11 protein-coding genes are annotated in these 14,299 nt (G+C 61.1%); 10 read left to right on the top strand and 1 reads right to left on the bottom strand.

The window, feature by feature from the left end:
- Positions 1 to 668 precede the first annotated feature (668 nt).
- The 9 genes from ftsX (at position 669) to GYM67_RS06600 (ending at position 11,752) form a co-directional block, all read left to right on the top strand.
- On the top strand, positions 669 to 1,592 hold the full coding sequence (ftsX, locus tag GYM67_RS06640; protein WP_220236162.1) for a permease-like cell division protein FtsX: 924 nt from the start codon (positions 669 to 671) through the stop codon (positions 1,590 to 1,592).
- Positions 1,593 to 1,677: 85 nt separating this feature from the next.
- A complete protein-coding gene (locus tag GYM67_RS06635) occupies positions 1,678 to 3,102 on the top strand; it encodes a CHAP domain-containing protein (protein ID WP_220236161.1) in 1,425 nt (474 codons plus the stop codon).
- 92 nt (positions 3,103 to 3,194) lie between these two features.
- Positions 3,195 to 3,671 (top strand): SsrA-binding protein SmpB, encoded by a 477-nt coding sequence (gene smpB, locus GYM67_RS06630; protein ID WP_220236160.1) that lies wholly within the window; start codon positions 3,195 to 3,197, stop codon positions 3,669 to 3,671.
- A 277-nt stretch (positions 3,672 to 3,948) separates the two neighbouring features.
- Positions 3,949 to 4,887, top strand: coding sequence for an ABC transporter substrate-binding protein (locus GYM67_RS06625; RefSeq protein WP_220236159.1), 939 nt, complete (start codon positions 3,949 to 3,951; stop codon positions 4,885 to 4,887).
- Between the two features lie 107 nt (positions 4,888 to 4,994).
- Positions 4,995 to 5,969, top strand: coding sequence for an amino acid ABC transporter permease (locus GYM67_RS06620; RefSeq protein ID WP_220236158.1), 975 nt, complete (start codon positions 4,995 to 4,997; stop codon positions 5,967 to 5,969).
- A gap of 16 nt (positions 5,970 to 5,985) precedes the next feature.
- The gene (locus GYM67_RS06615) at positions 5,986 to 6,798 is read left to right on the top strand and encodes an amino acid ABC transporter ATP-binding protein (protein ID WP_220236157.1); all 813 of its coding nucleotides are present in this window, start codon (positions 5,986 to 5,988) and stop codon (positions 6,796 to 6,798) included.
- Between the two features lie 86 nt (positions 6,799 to 6,884).
- Positions 6,885 to 8,777 (top strand): glutamine--fructose-6-phosphate transaminase (isomerizing), encoded by a 1,893-nt coding sequence (glmS, locus tag GYM67_RS06610; protein WP_220236156.1) that lies wholly within the window; start codon positions 6,885 to 6,887, stop codon positions 8,775 to 8,777.
- Positions 8,778 to 8,819: 42 nt separating this feature from the next.
- Entirely contained in the window at positions 8,820 to 9,527 is a 708-nt protein-coding gene (locus GYM67_RS06605) for a pseudouridine synthase (protein WP_220236155.1), read from the top strand.
- Positions 9,528 to 9,649: 122 nt separating this feature from the next.
- The gene (locus GYM67_RS06600; protein WP_220236154.1) at positions 9,650 to 11,752 is read left to right on the top strand and encodes a beta-galactosidase; all 2,103 of its coding nucleotides are present in this window, start codon (positions 9,650 to 9,652) and stop codon (positions 11,750 to 11,752) included.
- Here GYM67_RS06600 and GYM67_RS06595 read toward each other — a convergent pair.
- Entirely contained in the window at positions 11,709 to 12,506 is a 798-nt protein-coding gene (locus GYM67_RS06595; protein ID WP_220236153.1) for a type III pantothenate kinase, read from the bottom strand. The genes GYM67_RS06600 and GYM67_RS06595 overlap by 44 nt on opposite strands.
- Before the next feature lie 145 nt (positions 12,507 to 12,651).
- Here GYM67_RS06595 and GYM67_RS06590 point away from each other — a divergent pair, with 145 nt between their 5' ends.
- On the top strand, positions 12,652 to 14,298 hold the full coding sequence (locus GYM67_RS06590) for an ABC transporter substrate-binding protein (RefSeq protein WP_220236152.1): 1,647 nt from the start codon (positions 12,652 to 12,654) through the stop codon (positions 14,296 to 14,298).
- Position 14,299 lies beyond the last annotated feature (1 nt).

The following is a 14,299-nucleotide window of genomic DNA, read 5'->3' as shown; positions in this document are numbered from 1 at the left end:
GATCGATCAGGTCAGCCGAGTACCGGTTCCAGCGACAGAGACCGCGACAAGGCAGGAACTGATCGCGATGAATCCGCCGACCACGGCCTGGCAGAACGTACAGCCTCCCGAAAATCTCGGGAGGCCACCCCCGGTTCGAATGCTGCTCGGCCCAAAGCAACTGCTGAAAGCAGGTCCCAGGATCGGCAAGCTGAAGATTCAGGCAGTCGAAGGCAGGACAGGAAACCTGGCAGTGACCGCAAGGGTCATGCGCATGAGGATCGCAATCGTGATCGTGGTCAAAAAGCGCCCAAGAAAGGTGGCAAGGCCAAAGACCGCCGATCGATGAAGAACTCCTCAGCAAAGGCTTCTGACCCTGAACAGCGCCTCAAGGGGTCCGATCAGCCTTCGGGGTCCGATGACTCCAGCCCAGGAGAACCGACCGGCGAAGCCAGTCGGTCTGCAGGCCAGAAGAAGCGGGACGTCGCGCAATCCTCAAAGCAGTTCTCCGACAACTCCAGGGCCAATGAAAAGGTCTCAATGAGCGACAACCATCGCGATGGCGAGTCTATGGGGGCTCCGCCGGCCCCTCCTGCTCCACCGGAAGCGCCCAAGACGACCAGGAAGTCGCAAGGAAAGAACGACACACAGGCTCGGGATGAGCATGATGACGAGAAGAAGGCGGCACGATGAGACTGCGGTTCATCCTTTCCAGCACTTGGGACAATCTGCGCCGCAATGGGTCCATGATCCTCTCGGTCATGCTGGTCACCTTCATCTCCTTCCTGTTCATAGGCGCCTCGGGCCTCATGCAGGCTCAGATCAGCAAGGCCAAGGGGGACTGGTACGACCAGGTGGAGGTGGTGGTCTGGCTCTGCCCGGACGGCACTAGTCAGGCGGCCTCATGCGCTACCGGCAAGGCGCCCACCAATGACGAAATCGTCAAGCTGGAGAACACTATTAACACCGAGCTGCATGACTCCGTGGCCAAGATCACCTACCAGAGCCGCGAAGACTTCTTCAAGAACACCTTCCTCAAGCAGTACCCTGACGGCACCTACGAGGGAAGGACCATGACCGCAGCGGACATGCAGGCTTCCCTGCGGCTCAAGCTCAAGGATCCCACCAAGTACCAGGTGGTCTCAGAGGTGCTGTCCGGGCGTGATGGGGTGGAGGAGGTCTCCGACCAGCGTCAGATATTCGACCCGGTCTTCAAGATCCTCAACAGAGCCACGGCGGTCACTCTGGTCCTGGCCGTGGTCATGGTCATTGTGGCCATTCTGCTGACCGGCACCACCATCAGAATGAGCGCCGCTTCCCGTCGAAACGAGACGGAGATCATGAGACTGGTGGGAGCCTCTAATTGGACCATTCGGCTGCCGTTCATTCTGGAGGGCGTGGTGGCCTCCCTGCTGGGTTCGCTTCTGGCTGTCGGAGCCCTGAGCGCTATCGTCAAACTCTTCATTACCGACTGGCTGGCTCGCACGGTCCAGTGGATGCCCTACGTGGACCAGTCCACGGTTCTGCTCATGGCTCCAGCCTTGATTCTGGGGGCCATGCTCTTGTCCGCGCTGGCGTCTTCCATCTCCCTGCGGCGTTATTTGCGGACCTGATTTGCAGCGACTGGCTAACCGATCGGGGGCGCAATCTCTGTCATAATGATGACTAGCATGGATATTGATAGTGAGGGATTTGACCATGAATCGTACCAAACGGTGGGAGGCCATCTGCGGCCTCGTCGGATCGTTGGCCATGATGCTGGGCGGCGGAATCCTCGGACTGTCCGTAGCGCCTGAACCGGCGCGTGCCGACTGGAGCAGCTACCAACAGAAAGTCCAGAGCCACGCGGCCCTGAAGAGCAAGCTGGCTGGTGTCAGTGCACAGCTTGCCAACCAGATATTGAGCCTGGATGATCTGACTTCCAATCAGATTCCGGCTGCACAGCAGAGTGCCATCGATGCCCAGGAGCAGGCCGAGCAGGCCGATGGCCTGGTACAGGCCACCAATGACCGCCTGGAGGCTGCCCGCATGGATCGTGCCGACCTGGAGGCCAAGATACGTCAGACCGGCCTCGATTATGACGATGCCAAGGCTGGCGTGGCTCAGATGGCCAGAAAGAGCTTTCACGGGTCTGAGACTTCTCAGATCATGGACGTGGTGACCAAGTCTTCAAGCACTCAGGACTTCGTGGACAAGATGCAGTCCGATGCGGCTGTAACCAGGTCCGAAGCAAATACGGCCAACGATGCAGCCAACACCCTCAACTCCTCCATGAACCGGAAGCAGCGTCTGGAGGCCATCGAGGAGCAGATCAGCACGCTGAAGGCCAAGGCTGATCAGCAGCAGGCGGTAGCCCAGCAGGCTGTAGCGGCGGCTCAGGCCAAGCAGGACCACCTGCAGGCCCTGCGTGACCAGGGGACCGCAGCCCGCAAGCAGCTGGAAAGTCAAAAGGCTGCCCTGACCACACAGTCGGCCCGTGAAGCCGCAGATATCGTGGCTACCGAATCCATGATCGACTCTCTGAACAAAGGCAATCCGGGCGGCAGCGCCGACCCGCATGCCGGAGGAGCCCAGCAGATCAGCAATGGCGGTGGTGGCTTCCGGCCGTCACCGGCTCCACGGCCCACCCCGCCCAGCAACAATGGCGGCGGTGGTAATAATGGTAGAGGCAACGGAGGTGGCGGCGCCTCCGGCATGAATTATGCAGTACCAGGCAGTTGCCCCTCAGGTTCTGGATTCTGCTATGGCCATAAGACTGGCAACTCAGTGGGCGGCAGCGCTTACCCTGCGCGGCAGTGCACGCTTTGGGCCTATATACGCCGTTCGCAGCTGGCTCTGCCTGTGGGCTCTTATATGGGCAATGGTGCTGATTGGGCAGGCACGGCACGTAGCCTGGGCTATTTAGTCAACAACACCCCTCATGTCGGTGCGGTCATGGTCTTCGCCCGTGGCCAGCGGGTCACTCATTGGAACGCCAACTGGAGCTATGGCCACGTGGCTGTGGTCGAGCGGGTCAATTCGGATGGATCGGTGCTCATCTCCGAAGGGGGCACCGGCTTCGCCTCCTTCCCTACCTATGAAACGGTCTATGGGGCCGGCAACTACCAATACATCCATTACTGATGCTTGTGTGGGCCGGGTTCGCCGCTTGGAACGGTATTATCGCTGTCCGGAGTGCCAGATAGCCTCCTTGGCGCGATCAGGAGGAGGATAATATGGCTAAGGAAACCGGCACGTCGATGATCGCCCAGAACCGCAGGGCCCGTCATGATTACCAGATTGAGGATCGGTACGAGGCCGGCATCGCGCTGACCGGGACTGAGGTCAAGTCTCTGCGCGAGGGGCGTGCCTCCCTAGCGGAGTCATTCGTCAGCATTGACCGGCGGCACGAGGTCTGGCTGGAGAACGCCAATATCCCTGAATACCTCAATGGCACCTGGAACAACCATGCCCCCAAGCGTAAGCGCAAGCTGCTCCTCCACGCCCAGCAGATCCTTCGCTTGGAGCGGCGGATTCAGGCCAAGGGCTATACCATCGTTCCTTTGAGTCTTTATTTCAAGGACGGCAAGGTCAAGGTCGAGATTGCTGTGGCCCGAGGAAAGCGCGAGTATGACAAGCGCCAGTCTCTACGGGAGGAGCAGGACCGCCGCGAGGCCCAAAGGGCTATGCGCTACCGCAACCGGCGTGGCTGAACTCTCAGATATGTTTCTAATTCTCCTACAAGCCGACAACCGCCTGTTGAAGTCTTCATGCTCTATGCAGGATCGACACGCCCGGAGCTGAGGGCAATCAGCAGTGTTCAATAGCGCCTTTGGCCTGCTATTGAGCCAAAAAATACCCGGGTAAGCAGTCTGTAGGCTACCTTTAACCTTCATCTGCATGCATAAAAATACAAATGTGTGCATAATAGTGCATGTCAATCAGGAGCAATGAGGGGTCGCTTCGGGGCGGTCCGGAAGAGGAGAAGACATGGGCAAGATCAAGGCGGTGTTGGCGGCGGCTCTGAGTATCACCCTGCTGGCCTCCATCGGAGCCTGTGGAACCACCGACGAGGCGGACACCAGCAGCGCTTCGGGCAAGGCCACCACCAGCTCCCATCCAGCGGCTTTTGACGTCAGCGGAATCAAGAAGGATCCGGCCATCGCGGCCAAGGTGCCCGAGTCGGTTTCCAAGGACGGCAAGCTGACCGTGGGTATGGAGACCTCATATGCGCCTGGCGAGTTCATGAATGAGGATGGAAAGACTCCCATTGGCTATGATGTGGACCTGTCGAACGCGATTGCCAAGGTCATGGGGCTCGATGGGGAGATGGTCAGCGCCTCCTTCGACGCCATCATTCCGGCCATCGGCAACAAGTATGACGCGGGCATCTCCAGCTTCACCATCACCAAAGAGCGGATGCAGTCGGTAGACTTCGTCACCACTTTCAAGGCGGGCACGGCCTTTGCCGTCAAGAAGGGCAACCCCTCCAGGATCAATCCTGACGACATCTGCGGCGTCAAGGTCGGCGTGCAGACCGGGACCATCGAAGAGCAGCAGGCAGCCGACAAGATCTCGGCCGAGTGCAAGGCCAAGGGCAAGAAGCCGGTGGATGTGCAGTCCTACAAGCAGCAGACCGACGCTGCCACGGCAGTGGTCAACGGCAAGATCGACGTCCTCTACGCAGACTCCCAAGTGACCGGGTATGCCATAAAGCAGACCGATGGACGGCTGGAGAAGCTCGGCAAGGATGCTGATATCGTCCTGCAAGGTGCCGCTCTCAAGAAGGGCAGCGGCATGGCCGAGGCCACGCAGGCGGCTCTTCAGAAGCTGATTGACGACGGCGTCTACGCCAAGATTCTCAAGAACTGGGGCGTCCAGAGCGGTGCGGTCGAAAAGGCTGAGATCAACCCTGCGGTCTCTGACTGAGCAAGGCCGGGCGCGGGTCGTGTCATATCGGGCGACCCGCGCCTAAGCGGGCGGTTCGGCCAATAGATCAGGCCTGAACAGTACAGCGTTGTGGAAGGAAGCAGGAGATGCATACCAAGAAGGGGACGGACCAGATTCAGATCCCCGGCAGAATACATGCCAGGCCGGTGCGCAAGCCGGGGCCGATTGTGGCTGCCGTCATCGTGGCCATCTTCGTGGCCATGCTGATTCACGGCATGGTGACCAACCCCAACTTTGATTGGCCCACTGTCTGGAAGTACCTCTTCAATGAGCACGTCCTGGACGGCATCAAGTGGACCCTCTTGCTGACCGTCTACGCCATGGTCCTGGCCACAATCCTGGCCATCATCCTGGCTGTCATGCGCAAGTCTTCAAATCCGGTCCTGCGGTGGGTCAGCTGGTTCTTCATCTGGTTCTTCCGCGGCACTCCTGTATATACACAGCTGGTCTTCTGGGGCCTGCTTTCCGTGCTGATACCAAAGCTGGCCATCGGCATCCCCTTCGGGCCCGAGTTCTGGAGCGTCGACACCAAGACTGTGCTCAATGCCACCGTGGCCACGGTTCTGGGCCTGGGACTTAACGAGGCTGCCTACCTTTCTGAAATCGTCCGTGCCGGCATCGAGGCTGTGGACCCAGGCCAGGAGGAGGCCGCCAAGGCCCTGGGCATGCCACCCTCCATGATCATGCGGCGGATCGTGCTGCCTCAGGCCATGCGCATCATCGTGCCGCCTACCGGCAATGAGACTATCGGCATGCTCAAGACAACATCTCTGGCTCTTGCCGTGCCTTTCACCTTGGAGCTCCAGTTCGCCACCAACGCCATCGCCAACCGCATCTACAAGACCATCCCGCTCCTGATCGTGGCCTGCATCTGGTACCTGGTCATCACCTCCGTCCTGATGGTCATCCAGGCCCAGCTGGAGAAGCACTACGGCAAGGGCTTCGATTCGCGGCCCCTGGCCGGGTCGGGGACCAAGGACGGCAAGGATGGCAAGGACCTTCAGACCCGTCAGGAGACTGACAAGGTCAACAAGGTCATGATGGCCGGGCTGAACGCCTGAGTGCAGGAGGAGAATCATGGGCGAGGACAGGCAGACCAAGAAAGATGGTCAAGGCGGCGAGGATCCGGCCATCGTCATCAGGAATGTGCACAAGGTATTCGGCGATCAGCATGTGCTGCGGGGAATCAACCTGGAGGTCATGCCCGGCACGGTAACGGCCGTCCTGGGGCCTTCCGGCTCAGGCAAGTCAACACTGCTGCGGCTGATCAACCAGCTGGAGACCCGCACAGCTGGAGAAATCTATGTGGACGGCGAGCTGACTGGATACCGGAAGATCGATACCGGCAAGGGCCCTGTGCTGCAGACCTTGGATGACAAGGCCATTGCCAGACAGCGTTCCAAGATTGGCATGGTCTTTCAGCGCTTCAATCTCTTTCCCCATATGACAGCCTTGGAGAACGTCATGGAGGCGCCGGTCCATGTGGGCCGGGTTCCCAAGGCCAATGCCCGCCAAGAGGCTCAGGCCCAGCTGGAACGTGTAGGGCTTGAGGACAGGATGGACTACTATCCCGCCCAGCTCTCCGGTGGCCAGCAGCAGCGTGTGGCCATCGCGAGAGCCCTGGCCATGCATCCTGACATCATGCTCTTCGACGAGCCCACCTCAGCCCTGGATCCGGAGCTGGTGGGAGATGTTTTAGGAGTCATGAGGCAGGTTGCCCAACAGGGCATGACCATGGTGGTGGTCACCCATGAGATGGGCTTCGCCCGCGAGGTCGCCGAGCAGATCGTCTTCATGGACCAGGGAGTCGTGGTGGAGCAGGGAGGCCCTGACATCATCGACCATCCACGCACGGAGAGGTTCGCCGAATTCCTGCATACCGTGCTTTAGGCTCGGGCTCTGCCGGGTTGTAGAAATTCCGGCAAGAAGCTTTCCGGGCGCGCGGCGGCTGAACTCCCGTGGCTAGACTGGGGCCCATGTGTGGAATCGTCGGTTATGCGGGATCAGTACGGACGGCCTGCGGCAGGCCCTTGGAGGTCTGTCTCAAGGGTCTGGAACGCTTGGAGTACCGAGGTTATGACTCGGCCGGAGTAGCCCTGGCTGCCCCGCGGATGACGCAGGTAGCCGTGCGCAAGAAGGCCGGGCGCTTGGGTAATCTGGTCGCCGATTTGAAGGCCAAGCCCATGCCTGAGGCCACTGTGGGCATCGGCCACACCCGTTGGGCCACCAATGGCGAACCTACCGATGTCAACGCCCATCCCCACATCAGCCGTGACGGCAAGGTCGCGCTGATTCACAACGGGATCATCGAGAACGCCTCAAGGCTGCGGCTGGACCTGGAGACCGAGGGATACACCTTCGTATCCTCCACGGACACCGAGGTAGCGGCCAAGCTCCTGGGCAAGATTGCCCAGGAGATTATCGATGCCACCGGCCAGCCCGATATCTTCGAGGCCATCAGGCGGCTGGCCCGCATGCTCAAGGGAGCCTTCACCATTTTGGCAGTGGATTCAAGGCAGCCCGATCTGGTGGTGGGCATCCGGCACGATTCGCCGCTGGTGGTCGGTCTGGGAGACGGAGAGAATTACCTGGGCTCCGATGTGGCCGCCTTTGTGGCCTATACCCGCCAGGCCATGGAGCTGGGTCAGGATCAGGCCGTCTGCATCAGCGCCGACCAGGTCAAGGTCACCGACTTCCAAGGGCACCCGGTGGAGCATCCCCGCCGTTACACCATCGACTGGGATGCCTCAGCCGCCGAAAAGGGCGGATGGGATTCCTTCATGGACAAGGAGATCCACGAGGACCCTGCAGCGGTCTCCAACACTCTGCTGGGCCGGTACGACGAGTCGGGCGGCCTGGATTTGGACGAGGTCCACATCGATGAGGAGGTTTTCCGCCAGATCGACAAGATCATCGTCGTGGCCTGCGGGACGGCCTCCTATGCTGGACTGGTGGCCAAGTATGCCATCGAGCACTGGGTCCGCATTCCGGTGGAGGTAGAGCTGGCCCATGAGTTCCGCTACCGTGATCCCATTCTGACCCCGCGCACCCTGGTCGTGGCCATTTCACAGTCCGGGGAGACCATGGACACGCTGATGGCGCTTCGGCATGCACGGGAGCAGGGTTCACGGGTTCTGGCCATTTGCAACACCCAGGGGTCCACCATCCCCAGGGAGTCCGATGCCGTGCTCTACACGCACGCTGGCCCCGAAGTGGCTGTGGCCTCCACCAAGGCCTTCCTGGCCCAGATCGTGGCGGCCTACTTGCTGGGGCTCTACTTGGCCCAGGTCAAGGGAACCATGTATCGAGACGAGATTCACCAGACCATCGACAATCTTAAGGCCATGCCAGCCAAGATCCAGAAAGTGCTGGACGGACAGGCCGAGGTCATCAGGCAGACGGCTCAGCGCATGTCCAAGGCTCGCTCCTTCCTCTTTTTGGGACGGCATGTGGGCTATCCGGTGGCCCTGGAGGGGGCGCTCAAGCTCAAGGAAATCGCCTACATCTTCACCGAGGGGTTTGCCGCCGGCGAGCTTAAGCACGGGCCTATCGCCCTGGTGGAGCCGGGTGAGCCGGTGGTGGTCATCGTCCCCAGCGCCCGGGGTCGCAATGTGCTGCATGACAAGGTCATCTCGGCCATCGAGGAGGTCAAGGCACGGGGTGCCTTCACCATCGTTGTGGCCGAAGAGGGCGATCCGGATGCCGACCGCTATGCTGACGTGGTCTTTTGGCGGCCGCCCTGTCCGACCCTGCTCAGCCCCCTGGTGGATGTGGTCCCCCTGCAACTGTTCGCCCTGGACATGGCCCGACTCAAGGGTCTGGATGTGGATAAGCCCCGCAATCTAGCCAAGTCAGTCACGGTGGAATAGAGGCTGTCCGTGGTCGTCGGGTCCGGGCAGCGGGGGCACAGGATGGTCTTGGAGGAGCCGCAGATCCCCTTCGAACCCAGAGTCATCTATGAAGACCGGCGCATCATCGTGGTCGACAAGCCTCACTTTCTGGCTACCATGCCCAGGGGGATGTGGTATGCCGGCACCGTGTTGATCAAAGTGCGACGACTCTACGGGGAGCCCGACATCATCCCTGCCCACAGGCTTGATAGGGCCACTGCGGGCGTGCTGGTCCTGGTACGCGATCCTGCTGCCAGGCGGGCCTATCAGATGCTCTTCCAGAAGCATCGCGTGCACAAGGTCTACCAGTGCCTGGCACAGGTACGACCTATAGCGCGTCCGCAGACTGGTACCGTGCGATACCTGAATCCACCCTGTATTTTTCCGCTAGAGCGCCGCTCCAGGGTGATCAAGCGCCGTGGGGTTCTCCAGGCCTGGGAGGAGCGCGGGCCTGTCAATGCCGTTACTCGGGTCGAGCTGACAGCGGGCCATGGATGTTTGGCCACCTACACCCTCTACCCGGAAACCGGCAAGACCCACCAGCTTCGTGTGCACATGAATGCTCTGGGGCTGCCTATAGTGGGTGACGATCTCTACCCCAGAATCCAGACCCGGGCCTATGACGACTTCTCCAGACCATTGCAATTGGTGGCCCGTCGCCTGGAATTCACGGACCCCTTCACCGGGGTTAATCGCGCTTTCAACTCTTCTATTCCTTTGGATGCTTGATGAGGAGTCAGAACAGTCAGCCTAGTGGGACATAATGGTCAGGGGATCCCGGAGCCGCGGGACGACGTGGACGCGGCAGGCATCCCCGTCCGAGAATCGAGACGGACCAGGAGGTTCTACCCATGAGCAAACCGACAAGGCGGGCCTATCGATGGCCCAAGCATCTCAAGGGTCAGCAGTCCCTCTGGTACGGATGCGACTACAACCCCGACCAGTGGCCCGAGGATATATGGGATGAGGACATTAGGCTGATGACCAAGGCAGGGGTCAACGTGGTGGCCTTGGCGGTCTTCTCCTGGTCGCGTATAGAGCCCACCCAGGGTGTGTTCGACTTTGACTGGCTGGACCGGATCATTGACAAGCTTGGTCGGGCCGGCATCGGAGTCAACTTGGCCTCGGCCACGGCTTCGCCGCCGCTGTGGCTGACCCAGGCCCATCCTGAGGTTCTGCTCAGGGACGAGCGTGGCGACACGGTTTGGCCTGGAGCTCGGCAGCACTGGCGGCCTACCTCGCCGGTCTTCCGTTCCTACGCCTTGAAACTCTGCCGAGCCATGGCCGAGCACTATCGGGACAACCCCTTTCTGGTGGCCTGGCATGTGGGCAATGAGTATGGCTGCCATAATCGCTTCGACTATTCCGACGATGCCATGCGGGCCTTCCAGCGTTGGTGCCGTAGCCGTTACAAGGACATTGAGGCCGTCAACCGCGCCTGGGGCACGGATTTCTGGTCACAGAGGCTGAGCGACTTCTCGCAGATTCTGCCGCCGCGTTTCATCGGCCAGGGGAATTTCCAGAATCCGGGACGCATGCTGGACTTCGAGCGCTTCAGCTCCGATGCTCTCAAGGATTTCTACATGGCCGAGCGTGACACCTTGGCTGAGATCACCCCGGACATTCCTCTGACTACCAACTTCATGGTCAGCGCCGGCGGATTCGCTCTGGACTACGATGACTGGGGCGGCCAGGTGGACTTTGTGTCCAACGATCACTATGCGATGCCGGGCAGGGATCATCTGGAGGAGCTGGCCTACTCCTCCAGCCTGGTGGATGCCATCGCCCGCCGACGTCCCTGGTGGCTTATGGAGCAGTCCACATCGGCGGTCAACTGGCGGCCGGTCAACCCCCGCAAGGAGCCCGGACAACTGGAGCGTGACTCCTTGGCTCACCTGGCACTCGGTGCTGATGCCATCTGCTACTTCCAGTGGAGGCAGTCCCGGGTCGGTGCGGAAAAGTTCCACTCGGCCATGTTGCCTCATGCAGGCGAGGGCACGGCTGTCTTCCGCGACGTCTGCCAGCTGGGAGGGGATCTGCAGGGGCTCTCGCAGGCCGGTCTGGTCGGCAGCAGGCTGGTCAAGGCCCCGGTGGCCCTGGTCTTCGACTACGCAAGCCAATGGGCCAGCTCCCATGCGGCATCCCCCAGCGACCGGGTCGAGCATGGCCAGGAGCCTCCGGTCTGGTACAGGGCGTTCCTGGACAACGCCATCCGGCCTGATGTCCTGCCGGTCAGGGCCACCTGGGAGGAGTATCCGCTCGTGGTCCTGCCAGCCCTCTATCTGATTGACGCCGATCTTTCCAAACGGCTGCACAAGTACGTACGTAGTGGAGGGCGGCTGATCGTTACATGGGGCAGCGGTATCGCTGATGGGCAGGACCGCGTCTGGACCGGCGGGTACCCGGGGCCGCTTCGGGACCTGTTGGGTCTGTCGGTCGAGGAATTCGCGCCCATGGCTCCCGGCACGTCAGGTCTGATGGACCGTCTGGACCTGACCGACGGGGTTACCGCATACGACTGGGCCGATGTCATCGGCAGCCTGGACAAGGGCACCAAGGTCCTGGCAAGCTACCGGGCAGATCCCTGGACGGGGTTGGATGGCATGCCGGCCATGACCGTCCATGACTGGGGTCATGGCAAGGCCGCCTACCTGGGCTGCCGTCTGGACGCCCAGAATCTGGCCAAGGTCCTTCCTGCCCTGTTGAAGGCCTTGGATGTCGCTGACATGAGGTCAGCCCAAGGCGATGCCGATCTGTTGAGAATTGAGCGAGTCAGCAGGGATGATCGGACGCGCTTCGTCTTTCTGTTCAATCGGACCAGGCATCCGGTGCGGGTTCAGCTGGAAGGCCAGGTTCTAGTGGGCTCGCTGACCAGCATCGCCGGGGATGGCAAGCAGGCCAGTCTGCAGGTCAATGGCGCGCTTGTGCAGCGTGTAGTCGGCCATCGGCATTGAGCTGGTGAATCCTGTACATGCCGGCGAAGATCAGCTCGGGATCGTAGACCTCGATCAGGTCAGTGTCCTCTGAGAAGGTACGACCCATGCCGCCCGTGGCCACCACATGGAAGTCCCGGCCTATCTCGCTGCGGTACTGGCGGATGATCCGCTCCAGACCGCCAAGGAAGTTGTAGTAGAGCCCGGCCTGCATGGCCGTCCTGGTGTCCGTGGCCATGATGGTCTGAGGGCGGGTGATCTCCACCTGGGGCAGCTGGGCGGTCTGACCGGCAAGGGCCTGGGCCCCGGAACGGATGCCCGGTACGATCAGGCCCGAGCGAATGGCGCCCCTTTCATCCACATAGTTGAAGGTGGTGGCCGTGCCGAAGTCGATGACCAATACCGGCCCTCCGTAGCGGTGGAAGGCGCCCACACAGTCAGCCAGGCAGTCGGCGCCCAGGGAACGCGGGTCGTCCAGACGGATGTTCATGCCCGTCTTCACCCCGGGGCCCACCACCATTGGGTCAATGGAAAAGAAGCGGATCAGGCAGGATCTGACGGCATGCATGACCGCAGGAGCCACTGAAGAAATAATGGCGTCCTGCACATCCGCAGTCTTGTAGCCGGCCAAGGCCATGAGCTGCCCCAGCAGAAGCCCGAACTCATCGGCTGTGTGGTCAATTCTTGTGGTCAGCCTGTAGGAGGCGGCGACCTGGCCGCCCTCCATGAATCCGACCTCGATGTTGGTGTTGCCGATGTCGATGGCCAGCAGCATGTCTTTTCCTCCCTGCCGTCGTCCGGGCGCGTGGCGCTTTCCGAGCCCATCCTAAGCGCATAAGCCTGGGTGGTGGCTTCGGGGAGTATGCTGGTGGGCGGTGATCGACCAGAATGGCGGTCAACCGCAGCATAAGGATTCGTCAATGAATGCAGATCGAGACGGCGCGCATGCCCATAGCAGTGTGACCGCAACAGATACAGGCGCGGTACAGGAGTCAGGCCCCAGCACTGATCCCGAACTCAATGCCAGGATCAGGCCCATGAGGTCAGGTGGCAACAGCCTGCCTTGGAAGTTGCTCAGTCTCCTGCTGGCCCTGGCCTTGGCCCTCTCCCTGTGGACCGGGCATCGTGGAGCCGCTGGTCAGGCCGAGGGCGGAACCGTGGCGGAAACGGTCACGGTTGGACTCAAGCTGGCCCCCACCAATCTGGACATTCGCAGCCAGTCGGGCACGGCGCTGGATCAGCTTCTGATCGGCAACGTCTATCAGGGCCTGGTGTCACGGGATTCCCGGAACCGGGTGCGCCCGGGTCTGGCCAGGACCTGGAATGTCTCTGAAAGCGGGCTGGTCTACACCTTCCATCTGCATGAGGGCATCCGCTTCTCCAATGGCCATGCTCTTCGGGCCCAAGACGTGGTCGACTCCATACGCGGGCTCATGACAGGTCATTATCAGGGCAGCGAGATGCTGGAGGGTTTCCAGAGCGTTGATGCCGCAAATCCGCTGACTGTCCGTCTGACGCTGTCCAGACCCTACCAGGATCTACTCTGGCAGCTGAGTGGCAGGGCTGGTCTGGTCTTTGACCGGCGAGCCCATTACGACATGAAGACCCAGGCCGTGGGCTCCGGTCCATACCTCCTGGAGAGCTTCCGTCCAAACGATTCGGTCACCCTCAAGGCCGATCCGCATTACTGGGGCAGCGACAAGCCTAAGACGCCAACCATCGTTATCCGCTACCTCAATGATGACAACGCCGCCGTCAACGCCCTGCGCAGCGGGGATGTGCAGGTGCTGGCTCCAGTCACCGAGAACCTGGCCAGCCCATTCCGCAACAATCCCGACTTCCAGGTCAAGGCGGGCGACGACACCGACAAGTACGTCCTGGCCATGAACGGCAAGGGTGCCGCCACATCCGATCCACGGGTGCGTCAGGCCATCCGCCATGCCATTGATCATCGGCAGCTGATCGCATCCCGGGGCGGATCGGACAGGGTCTTGGGCGGTCCAATACCCTCCCTGGATCCAGGCTATCGGGATCTGACCGGGCTCTACCCCCACGATCCGGAGCAGGCGCGGAGGCTTCTGGCCCAGACCGGGTATGGTCCCGACCACCCGCTTAAGCTGCGGCTGACATATGCCAACACCTACGGCAGCGAATTGGGCGATCAGCTGCGCTCGCAACTGCGTCAGGTGGGCATCGACCTGGATGTGCGGGTGGTGGAGTTTTCAGTTTGGCTGCAGGACGTGCATGCCAACAAGGACTACGACCTGTCCCTGGTGGATCATGGCGAGAGCCACGACTTCCATCAGTGGGCCAACCCCGGCTACTACTACAACTACGACAATCGTCAGGTCCAGGAGCTCTACCAGAAGGCCATGGCCACGACCTCCGCCGATGACTCCGACAGACTCTTGGCCCAGGCCGCCCGGATTGTCAGCAGCGATGCGGCGGCGGACTGGCTCTTCAACTACCGGGTGACCACGGCCTGGAGGACGGGGTTGGAGGGCTTCCCGGTCGATCTGAACCAGTCCCTCATGCCCCTGTCCGACGTGATTTATAGGCGGGGATGAC

Origin of the sequence: Bifidobacterium asteroides (assembly GCF_019469425.1) — a bacterium.
Lineage (GTDB): Bacteria > Actinomycetota > Actinomycetes > Actinomycetales > Bifidobacteriaceae > Bombiscardovia > Bombiscardovia asteroides_I.
This window is presented reverse-complemented; position numbering and strand designations above follow the sequence as displayed.

Bases quoted from the DNA above. Each gene is read 5' to 3' on its own strand.
- GYM67_RS06635 (WP_220236161.1), top strand. From the start codon at position 1,678: ATGAATCGTACCAAACGGTGGGAGGCCATCTGCGGCCTCGTCGGATCG.
- GYM67_RS06595 (WP_220236153.1), bottom strand. From the start codon at position 12,506: ATGCTGCTGGCCATCGACATCGGCAACACCAACATCGAGGTCGGATTC.
- GYM67_RS06625 (WP_220236159.1), top strand. From the start codon at position 3,949: ATGGGCAAGATCAAGGCGGTGTTGGCGGCGGCTCTGAGTATCACCCTG.
- GYM67_RS06620 (WP_220236158.1), top strand. From the start codon at position 4,995: ATGCATACCAAGAAGGGGACGGACCAGATTCAGATCCCCGGCAGAATA.
- ftsX (WP_220236162.1), top strand. From the start codon at position 669: ATGAGACTGCGGTTCATCCTTTCCAGCACTTGGGACAATCTGCGCCGC.
- GYM67_RS06615 (WP_220236157.1), top strand. From the start codon at position 5,986: ATGGGCGAGGACAGGCAGACCAAGAAAGATGGTCAAGGCGGCGAGGAT.
- glmS (WP_220236156.1), top strand. From the start codon at position 6,885: ATGTGTGGAATCGTCGGTTATGCGGGATCAGTACGGACGGCCTGCGGC.
- GYM67_RS06590 (WP_220236152.1), top strand. From the start codon at position 12,652: ATGAATGCAGATCGAGACGGCGCGCATGCCCATAGCAGTGTGACCGCA.
- GYM67_RS06600 (WP_220236154.1), top strand. From the start codon at position 9,650: ATGAGCAAACCGACAAGGCGGGCCTATCGATGGCCCAAGCATCTCAAG.
- GYM67_RS06605 (WP_220236155.1), top strand. From the start codon at position 8,820: ATGGTCTTGGAGGAGCCGCAGATCCCCTTCGAACCCAGAGTCATCTAT.
- smpB (WP_220236160.1), top strand. From the start codon at position 3,195: ATGGCTAAGGAAACCGGCACGTCGATGATCGCCCAGAACCGCAGGGCC.